Source organism: Polynucleobacter sp. MG-5-Ahmo-C2 (assembly GCF_018687735.1).
In the GTDB taxonomy this organism is placed as follows: Bacteria; Pseudomonadota; Gammaproteobacteria; order Burkholderiales; family Burkholderiaceae; genus Polynucleobacter.
In genome coordinates, this window is record NZ_CP061304.1 from 1,499,544 (window position 1) to 1,519,907 (window position 20,364).

At 46.9% G+C, this 20,364-nt stretch carries 14 protein-coding genes; 11 read left to right on the forward strand and 3 right to left on the reverse strand.

The genetic code is table 11. The features are described 5' to 3' along the window. Positions 1–16: 16 nt before the first annotated feature. Positions 17–1,027: a heat-inducible transcriptional repressor HrcA gene (hrcA, locus tag C2740_RS07730; RefSeq protein WP_215292917.1), complete on the reverse strand. Its 1,011-nt coding sequence runs from the start codon at positions 1,025–1,027 to the stop codon at positions 17–19. A gap of 37 nt (positions 1,028–1,064) precedes the next feature. Between hrcA and C2740_RS07735 the strand changes: the two genes are divergently transcribed. Beyond that, a complete protein-coding gene (locus C2740_RS07735; protein ID WP_215292919.1) occupies positions 1,065–1,970 on the forward strand; it encodes an NAD kinase in 906 nt (301 codons plus the stop codon). 26 nt (positions 1,971–1,996) lie between these two features. Continuing rightward, positions 1,997–3,667 carry a DNA repair protein RecN gene (gene recN / locus C2740_RS07740; protein WP_215292921.1) on the forward strand — a complete coding sequence of 557 codons (1,671 nt, stop codon included), beginning with the start codon at positions 1,997–1,999 and terminating at the stop codon, positions 3,665–3,667. Between the two features lie 6 nt (positions 3,668–3,673). Here the strand turns inward: recN and glnE are convergent, their stop codons facing one another. After that, on the reverse strand, positions 3,674–6,472 hold the full coding sequence (gene glnE, locus C2740_RS07745) for a bifunctional [glutamate--ammonia ligase]-adenylyl-L-tyrosine phosphorylase/[glutamate--ammonia-ligase] adenylyltransferase (protein WP_215292923.1): 2,799 nt from the start codon (positions 6,470–6,472) through the stop codon (positions 3,674–3,676). Between the two features lie 78 nt (positions 6,473–6,550). Between glnE and C2740_RS07750 the strand changes: the two genes are divergently transcribed. Genes C2740_RS07750 through C2740_RS07765 form a run of 4 tightly spaced genes read left to right on the forward strand, consistent with a single transcriptional unit; the run spans position 6,551 to position 14,198 of the window. Then, complete coding sequence (locus C2740_RS07750) at positions 6,551–10,696, forward strand: YhdP family protein (RefSeq protein WP_215292925.1); 4,146 nt, start codon at positions 6,551–6,553, stop codon at positions 10,694–10,696. A gap of 5 nt (positions 10,697–10,701) precedes the next feature. Then, positions 10,702–11,532, forward strand: coding sequence for a carbon-nitrogen hydrolase family protein (locus tag C2740_RS07755; RefSeq protein ID WP_215292927.1), 831 nt, complete (start codon positions 10,702–10,704; stop codon positions 11,530–11,532). A 20-nt stretch (positions 11,533–11,552) separates the two neighbouring features. Next, positions 11,553–13,043, forward strand: coding sequence for a metalloprotease TldD (gene tldD / locus C2740_RS07760; RefSeq protein ID WP_251369624.1), 1,491 nt, complete (start codon positions 11,553–11,555; stop codon positions 13,041–13,043). Positions 13,044–13,073: 30 nt separating this feature from the next. Further along, on the forward strand, positions 13,074–14,198 hold the full coding sequence (locus tag C2740_RS07765; protein WP_215292929.1) for a 3-deoxy-7-phosphoheptulonate synthase: 1,125 nt from the start codon (positions 13,074–13,076) through the stop codon (positions 14,196–14,198). 38 nt (positions 14,199–14,236) lie between these two features. Here C2740_RS07765 and C2740_RS07770 read toward each other — a convergent pair whose 3' ends face one another. Continuing rightward, a complete protein-coding gene (locus tag C2740_RS07770) occupies positions 14,237–14,806 on the reverse strand; it encodes a cob(I)yrinic acid a,c-diamide adenosyltransferase (RefSeq protein WP_215292931.1) in 570 nt (189 codons plus the stop codon). Positions 14,807–14,833: 27 nt separating this feature from the next. Here C2740_RS07770 and C2740_RS07775 point away from each other — a divergent pair, with 27 nt between their 5' ends. The 5 genes from C2740_RS07775 to proC are packed head-to-tail and all read left to right on the forward strand — an operon-like array spanning position 14,834 to position 20,355. Then, positions 14,834–16,339, forward strand: a complete 1,506-nt coding sequence (locus C2740_RS07775) for an FAD-linked oxidase C-terminal domain-containing protein (RefSeq protein ID WP_251369723.1) — start codon at positions 14,834–14,836, stop codon at positions 16,337–16,339. Next, a complete protein-coding gene (gene glcE / locus C2740_RS07780; RefSeq protein ID WP_215292933.1) occupies positions 16,339–17,481 on the forward strand; it encodes a glycolate oxidase subunit GlcE in 1,143 nt (380 codons plus the stop codon). Before C2740_RS07775 ends, glcE begins: the two co-directional genes overlap by 1 nt. An 8-nt stretch (positions 17,482–17,489) precedes the next feature. Next, positions 17,490–18,767, forward strand: a complete 1,278-nt coding sequence (gene glcF / locus C2740_RS07785; RefSeq protein WP_215292935.1) for a glycolate oxidase subunit GlcF — start codon at positions 17,490–17,492, stop codon at positions 18,765–18,767. Beyond that, positions 18,764–19,489 carry a YggS family pyridoxal phosphate-dependent enzyme gene (locus tag C2740_RS07790; protein ID WP_215292937.1) on the forward strand — a complete coding sequence of 242 codons (726 nt, stop codon included), beginning with the start codon at positions 18,764–18,766 and terminating at the stop codon, positions 19,487–19,489. Before glcF ends, C2740_RS07790 begins: the two co-directional genes overlap by 4 nt. Beyond that, positions 19,486–20,355, forward strand: a complete 870-nt coding sequence (gene proC, locus C2740_RS07795) for a pyrroline-5-carboxylate reductase (protein ID WP_215292945.1) — start codon at positions 19,486–19,488, stop codon at positions 20,353–20,355. The genes C2740_RS07790 and proC overlap by 4 nt, the downstream gene beginning before the upstream one ends. The last annotated feature ends 9 nt before the right edge of the window (positions 20,356–20,364 follow it).

The following is a 20,364-nucleotide window of genomic DNA, read 5'->3' on the forward strand; positions in this document are numbered from 1 at the left end:
TGCTTGAAATTGCTTGTTAGGAACTCAACGCGCCTGACAATAACTTGGAGGTGATATCTACTATAGGAATCACCCTGTCATAAGCCATGCGGGTTGGACCAATCACACCTAAAGTGCCAACAATCTGGCCGTCTACACTATAAGGCGCACTGATCACCGCTAAGTCCTCGTAAGGTAATAAATCGCTCTCGCCACCAATGAAGATTTGGATGCCATCGGCATGACTCGACACGTCAAGCAATTGCATGAGGACGGATTTTTGCTCCAACATATCAAACATCTTGCGCAGCTTATCCAGGTTAGAACTTAAGTCGCCTACATTCAGTAAACGCCTTTCACCTGAGAGCACCATATCGCCGCGACCCATATCGTAATCAGCAACACCACTTTGAAGCGCTAAAGCCATCAACCCAGAAATATCCGCCCTTAAATTATCCAAGTCAGCTTTGAGATGCAGGCGCACTTGATCAAAACTTTTTCCCGCAAATTGGGCGTTGATGTAGTTGCCAGCCTCTATTAATTGACTTGGCGTGTAATCCTGAGTTGTTGGCAAAATTCGATTTTGTACATCCCCCTCTGGGGTCACCATAATCAACAAGATCTTGCCTTCACCTAAGCGCAAAAACTCGATATGCTTAAAAACCTGAGCCCGCTTGGGGGTCATCACAACCCCTGCAAAATGACTCAAGTTCGACAAAATCTGGGCCGCAGAACTCAAAACCCTCTGGGGAGAATCTGGCAAAAGGCCTTTTTCAAGCTCGCGAGTAGCGATTTCTTCTAGAGGGCGAACCGTCACCATTGTGTCTACAAACAAGCGGTAGCCCCTAGGGGTCGGAATTCGGCCTGCTGAGGTATGCGGACTAGTTACCAACCCCATATCCTCTAAATCAGCCATGACATTGCGGATAGTGGCGGCAGAGAGGTCTAAACCCGAGAATCTAGATAGGGTGCGAGAGCCAATGGGCTGGCCCTCCTCGATGTAACGCTCAATGAGGGTTTTTAGTAAAGCGCGGGAACGTTCATCCATGGTGGAAGGGATTTTATGCCTATGGTTTAATCGTTATATGTTAAGCCCATCCCCAAATTCCACCAAGAAGGCATTTAGCCGGGTGGCGCTTGTCGGCAAATTTCAGGCCGATGGCATTGAGGAGCACCTTAAAGACCTTGCCAAACTGGTCTCAGGCTTAGGGTGCGAGGTTTTTATTGAGGCTGACACTGCCGCCAATCTTGGCTTAAACAACTACCCCACTAAAACTGCCCATGATTTTGCAGGCGCAATTGACCTGGTAGTTGTCTTGGGGGGTGATGGAACAATGCTGGGCATTGCCCGTCAATTAGCTGGCAGCAATGTTCCACTCGTTGGAATCAATATGGGTCGTCTTGGTTACATGACAGACATTCCCATTCAGTCTGTAAAAGATACCCTGCCCAAAATCATTGCCGGCGACTATGAAGCCGATACCAGAACCTTGCTAAATGCTGTCGTAATTCGTGATGGCAAAGAAATTAATCATGCCTTGGCGCTAAATGATGTTGTCGTAAATCGCTCTGGTATTTCTGGAATGGTGGAACTGGCTGTACGCGTTAATGGTTCCTTCATGTACAACCAACGATCCGATGGCTTAATAATTTCCACTCCGACTGGGTCAACTGCATACGCCCTGTCTGCTGGCGGCCCCATTTTGCACCCCCACGTTGCAGGCATTTTGCTAGCACCGATTGCACCCCATTCACTCTCTAACAGGCCGATCGTTTTGCCGCAAGATAGCGTTACCGTCATTGAAGTGGTTAATGGACTTGAGGTGATTGTAAATTTTGACATGCAATCCCAAACCAACCTTCAGAGCGGCGACATGGTTGAAGTACGTCAATCTGATAAAACAATCGCCCTTTTACACCCCAGCAATCACAGTGACTACAAAACTCTGCGTGAGAAGCTGCATTGGAATGAATATCCATCGACATTCTGATGTCGAGTTCTTGGCTACCCTAAGACATGCTTCAAACTATCTCGCTTCGTGACTTTGTCATTGTTGATCAGCTTGAGTTAGACTTTTCGGCTGGGTTTACCGTCCTCACCGGTGAAACTGGCGCCGGCAAGTCCATTCTTCTCGATGCGCTTAGTCTTGTTCTAGGTGAGCGCGCCGACAGCAGTCAAATTCGTGAAGGCAGTAATCGCGCAGAAATCTCTGCCCTCTTCCGAATCAATCCCGAGCTCTTGCAATCTTTTGGTCAATGGCTAGATGAGCAAGGCTTTCCTATTGAAGATGATGGTCAAAGCCTCTTACTGAAAAGAACAGTAGAAGCCAATGGTCGAAGTCGTGCTTTCATTAATGGCAGCGTTGCCACATTGGTACAACTGCGTGAGGCAGGTGATCAACTCGTAGATATTCATGGGCAACATGCGCACCAACTATTACTAAAGGGTGGTGCACAGCGTGAACTACTAGACCGTCATGCCGGCTTATTACCACTCGCTGCCGAGGTAGGGCAATCTTTTAAAACCCTCAATGATTCTCGTCGTCGCCTAGAGCAAGCAGAAAATGCAGGGCAAGATATTGAACGTGAACGTGAACGCCTAGAGTGGCAACTCGAAGAGCTCACTGAGCTTTCACCTCAAGAGGGTGAGTGGGCAAGTATTCAGGGTGAGCACGCACGACTAGCTAATGGCGCCAAAATTATTGGCGGCTGTCAAGAAGCCATTGAAGTCTTAAGCGATGCTGATAACTCCATTGAATCCAGCCTCTCCAAGGTATGCGGAACTATTAGCACATTGGCCGAACATGATCCAGTGCTAAGCAATATTAGCCAAGCGCTTGAATCTGCACAAATCCAATTGGATGAAGCCATTCATAGCCTTAATCGATACTTGCAAAAAGTAGATCTTGATCCGACAAGGCTGGCACAAGTTGAAGAACGCATGCAAGCACTTCACAGCACCGCTCGCAAATATCGAGTAGAGGTAGATGCACTGCCAGCACTCCTCCTAGAGACTACTGAGCGCCTAGATGCCTTAACCGCATCCCAAAATATTGAAGCCTTACGTGAACAAGTAAAGCAAGAGGAGTCAGCTTATCTCAAACTTGCAAAACAACTTTCACAAAAACGTGGGCTGGCTGCAGTTGAACTAGGCACACTAGTAACCAATGCAATGCAGAACCTATCCATGGCAGGCGGACGACTAGAAATAGCCTTGACCCCACTGAGCGAGGGTGGCTCACACGGCTTAGAACAAATCGAATTCTTGGTTGCAGGTCATGCAGGTAGTACGCCGCGCTCTTTGGCTAAAGTTGCGTCCGGTGGCGAGCTTGCACGTATCAGCCTAGCGATTAGTGTCATCACCAGCAAAGCATCATTTACACCCACCTTAATCTTTGATGAAGTGGATGCGGGGATCGGCGGCGCAGTTGCAGAAACTGTTGGCAAGCTATTACACCAGCTTGGTGAATCCCATCAGATCCTATGCGTCACGCATTTGCCTCAGGTTGCTGCGCAAGGAAACTATCACCTCAAAGTCAGCAAATCACAAACAGGCGACAAAACAATTTCTCAAGTACAGCCCTTGGGCAGGGTTGAGCGGGTCGAGGAAGTAGCACGCATGTTGGGTGGCACAACAATCACTGATACCACCCGTCGCCATGCTCGTGAGTTACTCGAGCAAAACTAACCCCGCTTAAGCCTCGGATGATGCTTGGAAAATTTCTAGCCAGAGCGCCATAACAGCGGTTCTAGCAGCACTAAGTTCAGATTCCTTTTCGAGCTTAATGCGCGTTTTTTCAGCCCCATCTAAACGCAAGCGATGCTGGCGTGACCTCAGGAGACGATAAGCATCCCCAACAGAGGCAGCAGTTTTTTGCTTAATCAAACCTACCTCTCCCGCAATGCGGAGCAAAGCAATATTACCAAGATTGTCAATCAGTTGCTGGTATTGATGCGAGTAAGCCAGCACCAAGAACTGCACAATAAATTCAATATCCACCATTCCACCAGAGTCATGCTTCAAGTCGAACTCACCGCTTGGATTGGGGTGGCCCGCATGAACTTTGCGGCGCATCTCTAAAATTTCATTACGGAGCTGATCAATATTTTGCTTCTGACTCAATACCTGCGAGCGCACTAGAGCGAACTTCAAACCTACGGCTGGATCACCAGCGGAGAACCGTGCTCTGGTTAAGGCTTGATGCTCCCATACCCAGGCAGTATTGTCCCCTTCACGCAATTGATACTTTTTGAATGCCTCTATATTGGTAACTAAAAAGCCAGCTGAACCATTGGGGCGAAGACGTGTATCAATCTCAAACAAACTCCCAGTAGATGTAAAAGCAGTCAACCAATTGATCATTCGCTTTGCTAAAAGCGCATAGATTTCTTGGGCGGCATAGTCTGACTCCTCTGATTGATATAAAAACACCAAGTCTAGATCCGAGGCATAACCCAGCTCCTTGCCCCCCAATTTGCCATAGGAAATAATTGCAAATGGGGCAACAAAATCTTTAGGTAAATTAAACTTCTGCGCAATACCAGGCCACACACGTTCAAATGTAATCTGCAGTATTAGATCCGCCAATGTCGACAAATGATCGCTTACCTTCTCGACCGAAAGGGGCTCCCCAACACCGATGCCAAGATCCGCTAAAAGCGTGATAAATGTCTCAGTGTGGTGAGTCACACGCAAAATATCCATTGCCTGCTCTGAACCATCGCCATCAGCCATGACATCATCGAGACGCATATTTAAATTCGCTTTTACTTCTTGCCAATATTTTTCTGGCTGATCGATTAAAGCTTTCTCTGTTCCAGAGTTGAGCAAGTGATCCAGTAAATGGGGGTGCCGCGTGAGGTACTGAGCGCCCCATTGCGATGCTTTAAGCAAATCCAACACATTCAACAGCGCCCTAGGATATTCGGCCAAAATTGACAGATATGCACTCCGTCTTACGACCGCCTCAAGCAAATCAAAAAAACGAAGCAGGGTTTGATCGCCACTACCAAACTGCATACTTTCTGCAGCCTTACGCATTAAATTATCAAAGACAAGTCGACTCTTCTCGGGAAGCTGTCTTTGCTTGGGGCTATCAACCCATCCCTGCCATCGCACAAGAGTTTGTGGAAAATATTGCTCATCCGGCTCCCAACTTAAATCTAAAGGGGCGAGTTCTAGCCTAGTGCTATCGTCAAGCAAAAAAGCCTTTTCAAAGAGGCGGGTAACATTATTTTGATGACGATCTAACTCGGCCATGAAAGATTTGCCATCTTCACCAAGACCTTCTCCCATTGATAATGCCAAACGCGCTCGAGCTGCCTCGTCATCAGGAAGGTAATGGGTCTGTTGATCATCCCAAACTTGAATGCGATGTTCTAAGCGCCTTAAAAAAACATATGCCGCTTCTAGAGCGCCCACTTCTTCTGTGGCTAAGATGCCTTGCTGCTTGATGAGATCAAGAACTTCTAAAGTAGGTCTGACTCTAAAGCGCGGATCGGTACCACCTCGCATCAATTGAAACATTTGTGCTAGAAATTCAATTTCTCGAATACCCCCACGACCAAGCTTAATATCCCGCGAGCGGCCCTCATGCCCAGATGATCTCTTATCCGCCTCACGCTGAATCTGTGCATGCAAATCGCGTATAGAAGCAATCACGCCATAATCCAGGTGGCGCCTAAACACAAATGGGCGGATCAACTGATCTAATTCTTTTGCACAATAGACGTGACCCGGAGATCCAGTTAAGGGCGCAATCAAGCGCCCTTTAATCCAGGCGTAGCGCTCCCACTCCCTACCTTGAACCAGGAGATACTCTTCGAGCATTTCCAAGCTGCATACCAATGGGCCAGAATCCCCATTGGGACGAAGCCGCATATCCACCCGAAAGACAAAACCATTTTCATCGTGCTCAGACAAAAATCTAATTAAACTTTTGCCCATGCGGGAAAACCATTCATGGTTGGAAAGGCTTTTTGGCCCACCCACCGTTTCGCCCTCATGCTCATACAAAAAAATCAGGTCAATATCAGATGAAAGGTTGAGTTCGAGACCGCCCAACTTGCCCATACCCACAACCAGCAGCGGCATCTCCATGTTGTTTTGCTTGCTCCATGGAAGCCCAAATCGGTTTTTTAAGTCTTCGCGAATAAAGGCAACAGAATCCGCCACAGCCAACTCGGCAAAATGACTTAAACCCTGGGTAACCTCACCCAGACTCGCCATTCCATTAAGGTCTCTGAACGCAATCCAAATCATTAAGCGCTGTCTAGCAATTCTTAAATTGGCCATAAATTGCGCCTCATCTAGCGCAAGCCCCTGCCGAGAAATGCCACCAGTTTTCAGCAGATCTTGGATACCGCGCAAATCGACCTTTGTCTGCCCATAAGACCTTAACCAGTCAATCCACTCGGGTCGAGCATTGAGCCAGCGTCGCGCATACGTAGAATGCTGCTCTAAAAATGCAATTTGCCTTGAAAATTCATCCATCCCACCATCTTAATCGGTACCTAGAGCCTCATGACAGAAGCTTGGCGAGGGACCAAAGGCTGACGGATAATAGAGGACATGCTGCAAAACATCATTCCGCCTCGCCTCAAGAGCCTGCTTGCTAAACGTCTTAAAAGTTCTGGCGGACCTTGGCGCAAACGCGCCCTAATGCTCTGTAGTCTTGTTTTAACCCTTTTGGTAGTTGGCCACTTTGGCATTCGCTTTATTGTTTGGCCCCAAATCGAGAAATCCAAAGCATCAGTTGAAAAGCTCATTAGCGCTCGCGTTGGCGCAGACGTCACCATGGATAACTTGAGAGTTTCCTGGACTGGTATCAGACCCGATTTCGAAATCGATGGCCTACGTTTCAATGGCCCCGAACACTCTAAACCCTTATTGCAGATTCAAAAAATTCGTGGTGAACTCAGCTGGACTTCTTTTTATCACCTGGCGCCATACTTTCATGAGTTGTACTTTGAGGGTGCTGAAATATATGGTCAGCGCAGTAGCAAAGGCATCACTAGCATCGCAGGAATTCCCATTCACGGGAACTCAAATGATTATGGGTTTGAAGATTGGCTACTATCTCAAGACAAGATTGAAGTTAACAATGTCAAATTGTTTTGGACTGATGAATTAGAAAAAAAATCACTTACGTCTATTGAGATTCAAAATCTAGAACTGAGCAATGGTATTCGCAGACATCAAGCCTCACTTAAAACGATAACCCCATGGACTAATGGCCCCATTGAAATCAAAGCAGATTTTGTTCATCGTCTTGGCGGTCAGGCTGGAAACTGGCGCGACTGGATTGGAACCATTTACTGGGATCTAGCAGACCTCAATCTCAATCAAATTTCAAAAGAATTTTCGCTCCCCCTCGACACCTTGGAGGGCATGCTGAGCTCTAAAGGAAAATTAAAAATTGACAATGGACAAGCCGATGGTGGTGATGCCTATATTGTTGCCGACAACCTCACTATTCAACTGGCAAAAAATGAAGATGCGATTGCCCTGGGAAGGCTAGAAACAAACCTTACCCAAGAAAATGATAGCGGCTTGATTTCTGTTACCACTAAAACATTTGCTTGGCGAGAGATGGGAGGCTCACATACTGAGCCATTAGAAAATATAAGCCCTATGACTTTTAGCTGGAGGCCACCTGGAGCTGATGGTGAAATCAAAGAGTTTGGATTTTCCTCTCCAAAAATTCTGGTTGAGGATGTCGCGCTATTCGCACTAAATCTTCCTCTATCCAAAAAAGTTCACAAATGGATTAAAGCCTCTCATGCAGATGGCGAACTACAAGATCTGGATATCCGCTGGTCTGAGAGCAAGTCCTCCTTATCAACCCTAAATATCCCTGGTGGCTGGTTCAAATCAAACAAGCTTGATTTTTCTGTTAGCGCCAAACTAATCAATCTGAGCTTTGTTGGTATTGATAAATCCATGCCGTCCGTTTCAAACCTCTCCGGATTTATTGCTGGCGATCAAAATCAAGGAAGCTTCTTCATTAACTCAAGCGATCTTGAGCTTGATATCAATGACCTGTTAGCCGACCCCAAAATTAAATTAGATCACGCAAATGGAGAGGTTAGCTGGTCAAAGAAAAGAGGTAACTGGGTTGTCAACGCTAAAAAACTTGCACTAAGCAATCCAGAGATCAATACAACGCTTGATATCAGCTATCTGATTGGCGATCCCAAAAAACCCGATCTGATGACACTCGATATGGATTTTGCAACAGCCAATCTAACTTCTGCATACCGCTACTTACCACTTGGGATGGGTAAGGAGGCAAGACTTTACTTAAGCAAAGCATTTTCTGCGGGCACCACACAAAAAGGCAAGCTGCATATTAAGGGCGACCCCAATCAAGTTCCCTTTCCCAATAGCGGCGATGGAGAGTTCACCCTAAATCTGCCAATTATTGGAGCCACATATAGCCCTGTTCCATTACTACCAAGCAATCAAGGAGTTTGGTCTGCCTTTAGTAATGTCAATGGGGTGCTTGCCATGCAAAACTCTAGCTTGACAGTTGATGTTTCTCAAGCCAATTACAAAGGCGTTGGGCTCAGTAAATTTCATGCGGCAATTCCCAATGTCAGTGCAAAGCAATTAGTTCTAACGGCGCATGGCAATGCTCAGGGTGATGCGCCTCAGATGCTGGAGTATTTATTCGCTTCTCCGTTTGGTAAAAAACAAAATAAGCTAGAAAAGAATTTACGAGTTAACGGTCCGCTCAATTTAGATCTAGGCTTAAAGGTTCCCCTGTCTGGTAATGACGATACCAACGTTGATCTCAACCTTACTTTGCCTGGCAATAAAGCGCAGTGGGCTAACTTACCTCCGCTCGAAAATCTCAAGGGCAAGATTCGGATCACTGAAATTAACCCTGAATTTGAAGATGTCACCGCCAATTTCCTAGGCGGCTCTTTGAAAATTAGCAGCTCCCCATCAGCGATAGGCAAACAAAACTTTACGATTGCGGGGGACATTACTGCGGGATTTATTAAAGACTATCTTGTTAATACACTCAAAACAGAATCCACCTCCATCTTAGAGGCCATGAGCGGCTCCGCAAAGTATGAAGGCACTCTCAGCTTCAATAAAACGGGTAGCGAAACCAATCTTAAATTTGATTTACGCGACTGGGCAAGTGCCGCACCCGCACCTGCCAAGAAGTTGATGGGTGCACCCATGACCGGTCAAGTTACCTTTAAAACTGCGCTCAGCGCTCAACCCGGGGTAAATCGCTTGAGTTGGACCGGCAAAATTGGTGATGTGTATTCCGTTCAAGGCGACATAAATGCCGATGATGAATTGCGCTATGCCCTAGGTATCGGTGCACCAGCCAATCTCACTCAACCTGGATTCCAGCTAAACCTTGCCAGCAATGACCTGAATTTAGATGCTTGGTTAGATTTCTTAAAAAAACAAAAGCAAAAGAGTGATGCCACCGAGGGAAATGATATTAACCCAAATGGTATCTATGTGACTGCACAAGTGAAGAAGCTCACCTTGTTTGACCGTATTTGGCAGGACATAAACTTATCTGCAAACAATAAAAATATTGCCTGGAGGCTGCGCATTAATTCGCCACTGATTGCCGGTCAAGCTCAGTATCAAGCTCCCGATAAAACCTATACCAGTGGCTTAATCAGCGGTCATTTGAGTAGACTGAAGGTGCCAGATGAGTCCACCCTTGCGACAGATTCTAAGAACCTCAATTCAGATTCCGTCAAGCCTGCCCAACGGAATAGTGCTGGCAAAAGCAAGCTTTCACCCAATGCCATTCCGAGTCTTGATTTAACCATCGATGATTTTAATTGGGCAAAAGCGCATCTCGGGCAAACCAAACTCAAAACAAAAACCAGCAATAATCTACTTAATATTGAGTCTATTCAATTTAATAATCCACAGGGAAGCTCCACCACCTCCGGCCAATGGATTGGTGCTAGTGCAAATCAACAAGAACACAGCAACATCAACATTGACTTAGATGTTAAAGATGCCGGCAATATTATTGCCAACTGGAGCTCACAAAAATCGGTTGAAGGTGGCCAAGGAAAAATAACTGCTATTGCAGAGTGGGATGGCTCACCTTTTAATCCCAAATATGAGACTCTCACTGGCAAGGTCAATTTAAATCTTGAAAAAGGACGCTTGCTAGAAGTAAATACCAGTGGCGCTCAAATTCTGGACGTACTTAGCCTTCAAAGTCTATTTAGGTTTGCCACCCTAGACCTTCAAGGTAGTCTCGGCAATATCGTTAGCAAAGGCACTCCCTTTAATACTATCAATGCAAATTTTGATATCAGCAACGGAATTGCCCAGACCAAGCAATTCACCATGAGCCTAGATCAAGCTAGAGTGGCTATGACAGGACAAATCAACGTCCCAAAACAAACTCAAGATCTGCGGGTCACCATTTTCCCGACGATTGATGCTACCGCCGGCTCCTTGGCGGCGTTCGCAATCAATCCTATTGTTGGATTAGGTGCATTGGTTGGACAGTACCTCATCACCAACCAAATCAACCGAAATCTACAATCTGATTATTTGGTGCAGGGGTCTTGGGATAAGCCAGAGGTTATTCCGCTGGATCAAAAAGGCCAGCCAATTGATGCTAAAACCTTAGATACGATACGAAGCAAAGATTTGCTAAAAGAGCAAACCAAGCCCGGCACTAACACCACCCCTACACCGAAACCGCAAACGTAAACTTTATGAGTAACACAAACCCCCTAGAACTCAAAATTGCCGGGGTTCAAATGGTGTCCACTCCCGGGCTACAAGAGAATCTAGAAACGGCCAGTAGGCTGATTAAAACGGCAGCTCTAAATGGTGCGCAAGTTACCGTTCTGCCGGAGTACTTTTGCATCATGGGACTAAAAGACACTGATAAGGTATCTGCCAGAGAAGTATTTGGAAGCGGGCCGATGCAAGAAAGGCTCGCGGCGATTGCTAAAGAAAATGGTATTTATTTAGTCGCAGGGACAATTCCACTCGAAGCAAAAAATCCAAACAAAGTACTTAACACAACGCTGGTGTTTAACCCAGATGGTCAAAGGGTTGGACGCTATGACAAGATTCATTTGTTCGGGTTTCAGACTAGCGCAGAGCGTTACCAGGAATCAGAAACCATTGAGGCCGGTGAAGAGCCTAGCATGGTCAAAATTACCATCGACGGCGTAGAGTGGAAGCTTGGTCTGAGTATTTGCTATGACTTGCGCTTCCCAGAACTCTATCGCACCCTCGGGCAAGTGGATTGCCACATCATCCCTGCAGCATTCACATACACTACTGGCAAAGATCATTGGGAAATTCTATTACGTGCTCGCGCCATTGAAAATCAATGCTACGTTTTAGCTTCAGCGCAAGGCGGCACACATCAAAATCAAAGACGTACCTGGGGCAACACCATGCTAATTGATCCCTGGGGCACGGTCTTGAGCGCGCTCCCTGAAGGAGAAGGATTTATTTCAGGGGTTTTGAGCAAAGATAAATTAAACGAGGTACGCTCTAAGTTACCCGCGCTTGCGCACCGCAAGCTTTAAAGAGAGATCTACCGAATCACATGAATGCACCTGAAGCACTATTTCCAATCAATTGGACCAAAGCCAAAAAGCAGGGAGATCTTCTTAAATTAGCTAAATCTATTCTGCTTGAGCCTACCGGACTCTCAGAGCAAGATCTTCATAAGACATTTGGCAGCATGTTCGCTCATCGCCTAGATGATGCTGACTTGTACTTCCAGCATACCCGAAGTGAAAGCTGGAGCCTTGAAGAAGGCATTGTGAAATCAGGCAGCTTTAACATTGATCAGGGCGTTGGAGTGCGAGCAATTTACGGCGATAAAACTGCCTTTGCATACTCAGACGAAATTAATTTAGAAGCACTGAGCAAGGCCGCTAAAGCTACACGCGTGATTGGCCCAGAAGGTGGCAAACAGGCTGTTGCTAGCAAACTATTCAATCCACTATCGAATAAGCTTTACTCTGATGTCAATCCCCTGGACTCATTACAGCCCAAAGAAAAGATTGCCCTCCTAGAAAGTATTGAGCGTCGCGCCAAAGCACGTGATCCTCGCATCATTCAGGTAATGGCAAGTCTTGCAGGTGAATTTGATGTTGTCTTGGTTGTGCGTGCCGATGGCTTGCTGGCTGCGGATGTGCGACCGTTAGTACGCGTTTCAGTTCATGTCATTGCAGAACAAAATGGTCGACGTGAATCTGGATCTTCAGGTGGTGGCGCACGACATGATTACCATTATTTTGATACTGCCCTTATCAATCAATATGTAGATGAAGCAGTGGATGGCGCTTTGGTAAATCTCGAATCACGCCCTGCGCCTGCCGGCCCAATGACGGTTGTCATGGGTCCGGGTTGGCCTGGCGTTCTATTACACGAGGCCGTAGGACATGGCCTCGAAGGCGACTTTAATCGCAAAGGATCCTCAGCATTTGCTGGTCGCATTGGACAACGCGTAGCTGCAAAAGGAGTGACTGTTGTTGATGACGGCACTCTTTCTGGACGCAGGGGCTCTCTTAATATCGATGACGAAGGTACGCCCACTCAATGCACCACCTTAATTGAAGATGGGATTTTGAAGGGCTATATTCAGGACAGTCTGAATGCGCGCCTTATGAAAATGCCGCTGACCGGCAATGGTCGCCGGGAAAGTTTTGCGTCGCTACCAATGCCGCGCATGACCAACACTTATATGTTGGCCGGTAAAGATGACCCCCAAGAAATTGTTGCCAGCATCAAACGTGGCTTATATGCAGTCAATTTTGGCGGGGGCCAAGTCGACATTACCAGCGGCAAATTCGTATTCTCGGCATCAGAAGCCTATTGGGTAGAAAACGGCAAAATCCAATATCCCGTAAAGGGCGCCACTATTATTGGCAGCGGTCCAGAGTCCTTAAAACAGGTCTCTATGATTGGTAATGACCTCAAATTAGACGGCGGTATCGGGGTTTGCGGCAAGGAAGGGCAAAGTGTTCCTGTCGGGGTTGGGCAACCTACTTTGCGCATAGACAGCCTCACGGTCGGCGGAACTGCCTAAGATTGCTGAATTACGGCTTAAAATAGTTGCATGAGCCAACAAACCACTAATTCCACCAATTGGTACTCCGCCGTTGACAAAACGTCGGATACCGACGATCAACGCATTGATAAGATTGCCGTTCTGCCCCCGCCAGAGCACTTGATTCGCTTTTTCCCAATTTCGGGAACCCCAACTGAAGCTCTAATTAGCAAAACGCGTAAAAAGATTCGCGACATTATTCATGGCAAAGATGACCGCTTGCTCGTCATCATTGGGCCCTGCTCTATTCATGATCCACGTGCAGCGCTCGAATATTGTCAACGCCTTTTAGTCGAGCGTGAACGCTTTGCTGGCGAATTAGAAATTGTGATGCGCGTCTATTTTGAGAAACCTCGCACTACAGTTGGATGGAAAGGCCTCATTAACGACCCTTACTTGGATGAGAGCTACCGTATTGAAGAAGGTCTGCGTCTTGCACGTCAAGTCCTAATGGAAATCAATCGCCTTGGTATGCCAGCAGGTAGCGAGTTCCTTGATGTTATTTCCCCGCAATATATTGCCGACCTCATCTCTTGGGGTGCAATTGGGGCGCGTACCACTGAAAGTCAAGTTCACCGTGAGCTTGCCTCTGGTTTGTCTGCACCTATCGGATTTAAGAACGGCACTGATGGCAATATCAAGATTGCTACAGATGCTATTCAAGCGGCGAGTCGTCCACACCACTTCCTGTCCGTTCACAAGAACGGCCAAGTAGCGGTTGTAGAAACCAAGGGCAACAAAGACTGTCACGTCATTTTGCGTGGCGGCAAAGAGCCCAACTACGAAGCTCAGCATGTGCAGGCAGCTTGCGCTGAGCTAACAGCAGCAAAGCTTCCAGCTAGCTTGATGGTTGACTTATCGCACGCCAACTCTAGCAAGAAGCATGAGCGCCAAATTATTGTCGCTGACGATATTGCCCAGCAAATTGAGTCTGGTTCACATCAGATTTTTGGTGTGATGGTAGAGAGCCATCTGAATGACGGCGCGCAGAAATTTACACCTGGAAAAGATGATCCAAGCAAACTGGAATATGGCAAGAGCATTACTGATGCCTGTATTGATTGGGATGATTCATTGAAAGTGCTTGAGCGTTTAGCGACTGCTGTAAAGAAACGCCGAAGTAAGAAAAAATAATACGAGCAGCAATCATGACAAAACTAAAAGAGGCTAATTTATTTGGTCTCTTTTTTTTCGTGCTTCCAAAGTACATCTGTACCACCAGCCGCGCGATTGAGAATGCGTGACAGCACAAACAATAAATCAGATAAACGATTGACGTACTGACGAGGTGAGTCATATAAAGGCTCGGCCCATCCTAAGCGGACAATTGAGCGCTCTGCTCTTCTGCAAACCGTGCGACATACGTGCGCTTGTGCAGCAGCACGAGTGCCGCCGGGCAAAATAAATTCAGTTAACGGGGGGAGCTGTTTGTTGTACTTTTCTAGCCAAATATCCAATTGAGCAACATGGTCTGGATTTAGTAGCTTGTAATTAGGAATACAAAGCTCGCCACCCAAGTCGAATAAATCATGCTGCACCTGCAAAAAAAGCTCTTTTAGCTCAAGGGCAATGCCCTCTGGGATCTCCTCAGTCATCAAAACACCGATTTCTGAGTTCAATTCATCGACGTCGCCCATGGCGCAAATCCGCAAATGATCCTTCTCAACGCGACTTCCATCACCCAAGCCAGTCATTCCAGCATCACCCGTTCTAGTGGCGATTTTTGATAGTCGATTTCCCATGAGCTTAATTATAGGTAAATGGCTAAAATGATTCATATGAATATGGTGACCCCGCCCCCCGATCTGGCCGCTATTAGCGCGCTTCAGTCAAAACTGGTTTCGGCCTTGCGTCCAATCCTTCCTGAGCACGCCCTGCTTTGGGAGCCTGAAGACACGATTCCCTATGAATGTGATGGTTTAGCTGCCTATAAGCGTATGCCTTTGGCGGTAGCCCTCCCAGAAACAGAAGAGCAAGTTGCCCAAATCCTTAAAATTTGCTTTGCAATGCAAATCCCAGTGGTTCCAAGAGGATCTGGAACGGGGCTAGCAGGTGGGGCCATGCCAATCTCACAAGGTTTGGTGCTATCGCTTGCAAAGCTCAAGAAAATTCTGAGTATTGACCCATTTACTCGCACTGCAGTTGTTCAGCCTGGAGTTCGCAACTTAGCTATCTCTGATGCCGTTGCCCACCTAGGTCTTTACTACGCTCCCGACCCCTCATCACAAATTGCTTGTTCTATTGGCGGTAACGTCAATGAAAACTCGGGCGGCGTGCACTGCCTCAAATACGGCCTCACCCTGCACAATGTTCTACGCGTGCGCGGGATCTTAATGAATGGTGAAATTGTTGAATTCGGCAGCCTGGCACCAGATTCTCCTGGTTTAGATTTGCTCGCCATTGTTCTAGGCAGCGAAGGCATGCTTGCGGTCGTCACTGAAGTTACAGTGAAGTTGGTTGCCAAGCCAAAACTAGCGCGCGTCATTATGGCTAGTTTTGACGATATTGAAAAAGGTGGGAATGCAGTTGCCGCAATCATCGCTGCCGGCATTATTCCTGCAGGCTTAGAGATGATGGATCAAGCCACTACAAGAGCAGTAGAGGAATTTGTAAATGCAGGCTATGACCTAGAGGCGGCAGCCATTTTGCTTTGCGAATCGGATGGCACACCCGAAGAAGTTGCCGAAGAAATTGAGCGCATGACTAAAGTGCTTGAACAATCTGGCGCTAGCGGTATTCGTATTTCTAGAGACGAAACTGAACGACTGAAGTTTTGGAGTGGTCGCAAAAATGCCTTCCCGGCCGCAGGACGCATAGCGCCTGACTACTACTGCATGGATGGCACCATTCCGCGCCGTCATATTGCAACCTTGCTGAAGCGTATTCAGGGCATGGAAAAAAAGTATGGCTTAGGCTGCTTGAATGTATTCCATGCTGGTGATGGCAATATGCATCCTTTAATTTTGTTTAATGGTGCCGATGAAGAAGAATGGCATCGTGCTGAAGAATTTGGCACTGAGATTTTAGAAGCCTGCGTTGAGCTTGGAGGCACAATTACTGGCGAACATGGGGTTGGTATCGAAAAGATTAACACTATGTGTGTGCAGTTTGGCGAGGGTGAACGCGAATCTTTCTGGGGCGTTAAAGCCGCATTTGACCCAGAAAAACTCCTCAATCCCGATAAAGCTATTCCAACATTAAGTCGCTGTGCTGAATATGGCCGCATGCGCATTAGTGGAGGCAAATTGCCGCATCCAGAATTGGAACGTTTTTAATGAATGCTACCAATCCCATCATTGAGGCATTTCGTGAGCAAATCCTGAATGCAGCAAAAAATAAAACACAACTCTCCATTGAGGGTGGCAGTACAAAATCTTGGTATGGAAATACCAATACGCATACCAAGCTAGATACCCGCTCTTACTCAGGCATTCTGGAATATCAACCAGAAGAATTAGTCATCACGGCCTGTGCAGGTACGCCATTAAAAGAAATTGAGGCGGCTCTTCACGAAAAAAATCAGATGCTCGCGTTTGATCCGCCACACTTTGGTGAACATGCCACTTTTGGTGGCGCCATTGCAGTTGGCTTGGCTGGTCCGGGTCGTATTAGCGCTGGCAACTTGCGAGATTTTGTTTTGGGTGCGCGCATTCTTGATGGCAAAGGTCAGGATTTAACTTTTGGCGGACAGGTGATGAAAAACGTAGCAGGCTATGACGTATCACGCTTGATGCCGGGCTCTATGGGCACCCTGTCACTGTTACTAGAGGCGTCTGTAAAGGTGCTACCCAAACCAGCTGCGACTGCAACACTACGTTGCCACATCTCTCAAGAAAAAGCATTGCGCACTTTAAATGAGTGGGCCGGTCAACCACTGCCACTCTCTGCAAGTTGCTGGATTGGCAATGCTACTGACGAAGGTCAATTAACCATTCGTTTAGCAGGCGCAGCAGCAGCCATCAAGGCGGCTATTCCTTTGATGAGCTCCTTGGTAAATGCAAGTGAAATAGATCCTCAATCTGCAGAAATATTCTGGAATAGCTTGCGCGAACATCGGCTGTCGGAATTTGAAAATCTCGCTGCCGATCAAACGCTTTATCGCTTAGCTTTACCTGCAGCCTGTGGACCTCTTTCTATTCCAGGTGTAAATAATGAAGTTGTCTTGGAATGGCATGGCCAACAGCGCTGGATTAAAGCGCCTGGTGATGAAGCTACATTCAGCTTAATGAAACAACTCGCATCAAGCCATGGCGGACATGCAATGCGCTTTAAACAGGGCGCTGATGTTAATCCTGCGTTTCAGCGCTTTACGTTGCTTAATGAGCAGGCCCACTCTCAAGCCCTCGAACTTGTACAAGAGCGCCTAAGATCTGCATTTGATCCTGCCGGCGTATTTGCAACCAAACGTCTTCCATAAGTAACTCTATGTACACTCAACTTGCCCCCCAATTTGCCAATACTCCAGAGGGAATAGAGGCGGCTAGTATTCTGGGTAAATGTGTTCACTGCGGTTTTTGCACTGCTACTTGCCCAACTTACCAGATACTGGGTGATGAGCTCGATGGCCCACGTGGTCGCATCTACCTCATCAAGCAAATGGCCGAAGGTTTAGCACCCACAGAAAAAACCCGTACCCACTTAGATCGCTGTCTTTCTTGTCGCAATTGCGAAAGCACCTGCCCTAGTGGTGTGCAATACGGCAACTTAGTCGATATTGGTCGTAAATGGGCAGAAGACAATAGCCCATTGCGCCCACTTGGTGAGCGTCTTACTCGTTGGGCGCTAAAAGAAGGTCTGACTAAACCAGCATTATTTAATTCGGCAATGGCTCTAGGTCGTCTAGTACGCCCACTCATGCCAAGCGGCATTAAACGCAAAATTCCAGAAGCCAGAAATAAGGCTTTGAGCAACTCAACTGATCCTTATGCCAGACCGACAACTGGACACGCTCGCAAAATGCTCATTCTGGAGGGCTGTGTTCAACCGGGGATGTTGCCAAATATCAATTCAGCAACTGCACGCGTTTTAGATGCGCTAAAGATCCAATTGATTAGCGCTCCAAATGCTACCTGTTGTGGTGCCCTGCGCTACCACTTAAATGATCAAGCAGGTGGTCTAGAGAACGCCAAGCAAAACATGGATGCTTGGTGGCCTTTAGTTGAAAGCGGTGTTGAGGCGATCGTCATGACCGCCTCCGGCTGTGGTGTTATGGTCAAGGATTATGGTCATCTATTTGCCAATGACCCCGCCTATGCAACTAAGGCTAAAAAGATTTCTCACTTGACTAAAGATATCTCCGAGATATTGCCAAGCTTTCAGAATGAATTAATTCAACTCGTTGGCATAGATCAAAAGCCGGGCGTGGTTTATCACCCACCCTGCACGTTGCAACATGGTCAACAAATCCGTGGCAAGGTGGAAGGCTTGTTATCAAGCCTTGGTATTGGCGTCCGCCTGTGCGCTGATAGTCATTTGTGCTGTGGATCTGCGGGTACTTATTCAATAACCCAGCCTGAGCTATCGGAGCAGCTTCGCAAGAATAAGTTGGATCATTTACATGCAGCTTGTGAAGCATCAGGGGCAGAAGTCATTGTGTCCGGCAATATTGGCTGTATTACGCATCTTCAGCAAGAAGATAAGCCAGTGCTACATTGGATTGAACTCGTAGACCAATTAATCAGCAAATCCTTTAAGGCCCAATGAATTCAATCGTTGTTAATTTAATGCAGGTACGTCAGCGGATTGAACTTGCCGCCCTAGCAGCAAAACGAGAGCCCGAAGAAATTGAGCTCTTAGCAGTCAGTAAAACCTTTCCGGCCTCGGCAATTGAAGAAGCTATGCATGCCGGACAGTCTGCTTTTGGCGAAAATTATGTTCAAGAGGCTGTTGAAAAAATTACTCAGTTAGCCAAATTACGTCCATGGCTTATATGGCACTTTATAGGCCCACTTCAAAGTAATAAGACTAAAGAAGTCGCAGAACATTTTGATTGGGTTCACAGCGTTGATCGCCTGAAGATTGCGGAGCGACTTTCTGCTCAACGGGGTGAATTTCCTAATCTTCCAGAATTGCAGCTATGCGTTCAAGTCAATGTGAGTGACGAGGATAGTAAAAGCGGCATACCCCTTTCTGAGGCTGAGGCACTTTGTGATTCCATTACTCAATTACCCAATATCATTCTTAGGGGATTAATGGCCATTCCGGCTCCTAGCTCGGATTTAGCTGAACAGCGCAAGGCCTTTTCGCAGGTTCAAGATTGCTTTAAACATATTCAAACTACCAGATTAATAGATCCCAAATATCAATTCTTTGACACCCTATCTATGGGAATGTCAGATGATCTTGAGGCCGCCATTGCTCAAGGCAGTACGATTGTTCGTGTTGGTACAGCCATTTTTGGGAAGCGCGATAAGATTAGCCAATGAGCGAAAATCGGAATAAGCCAAACAATAGCAATGTTCACATTACCTTTATCGGTGGTGGCAATATGGGACGCGCTTTAATTAGTGGCTTACTCGCCAACGGATTTAGCTCTAATCAAATCTCTGTAGTCGAATCAAATGCGGCAACCGCCCTAAAGTTACATGAAGACTTTGGCGTTCAAGGTATTGCAGCCTTGGAACAAATAGCTTTTAACTTCTCAAAAAATAATGTCGTGGTGATGGCCATCAAGCCACAAGACTTTAATGTTGTTGCTAAGGGCATAGCAACAAAACTCAAACATAATTCAGCCTATGGCCCGCTGATCTTGAGTATTGCCGCTGGTATTCGTTTAAAAGATATGAGTCGCTGGCTAGACCATACCCGCTGCGTTCGTGCTATGCCCAATACTCCAGCGTTGATTGGCAAAGGCATTACTGGCCTATTTGCCGATTCAGCGGTAAATGAATCTGATCGTAATTTAGCGCAGACTATCTGCAATGCGGTTGGCCAAAGCATTTGGGTTTCTGAAGAAAAGCTAATGGATGCTGTTACCGCTGTATCTGGTAGCGGCCCCGCCTATGTCTTTGCGTTTCTGGAGGCGATGCAATCAGCTGGTGAAAAATTAGGTTTAGATGCCATAAGCGCTCGCAAGCTAGCCTACGCAACACTTGAAGGCGCAACGCAACTCGCCCACAACTCTGACGAACATGCTGGCGTCCTACGTGAGCGCGTCACCTCTAAAGGCGGCACCACAGCAGCCGCTCTTGATGTGATGCAACAGCAGGGATGGCACGAGATCTTAGAAAAAGCGATTGATGCGGCAAGCCAACGTGGCAAAGTAATGGGCGATGAACTGGGGAAGAGTTAATTACCCAAG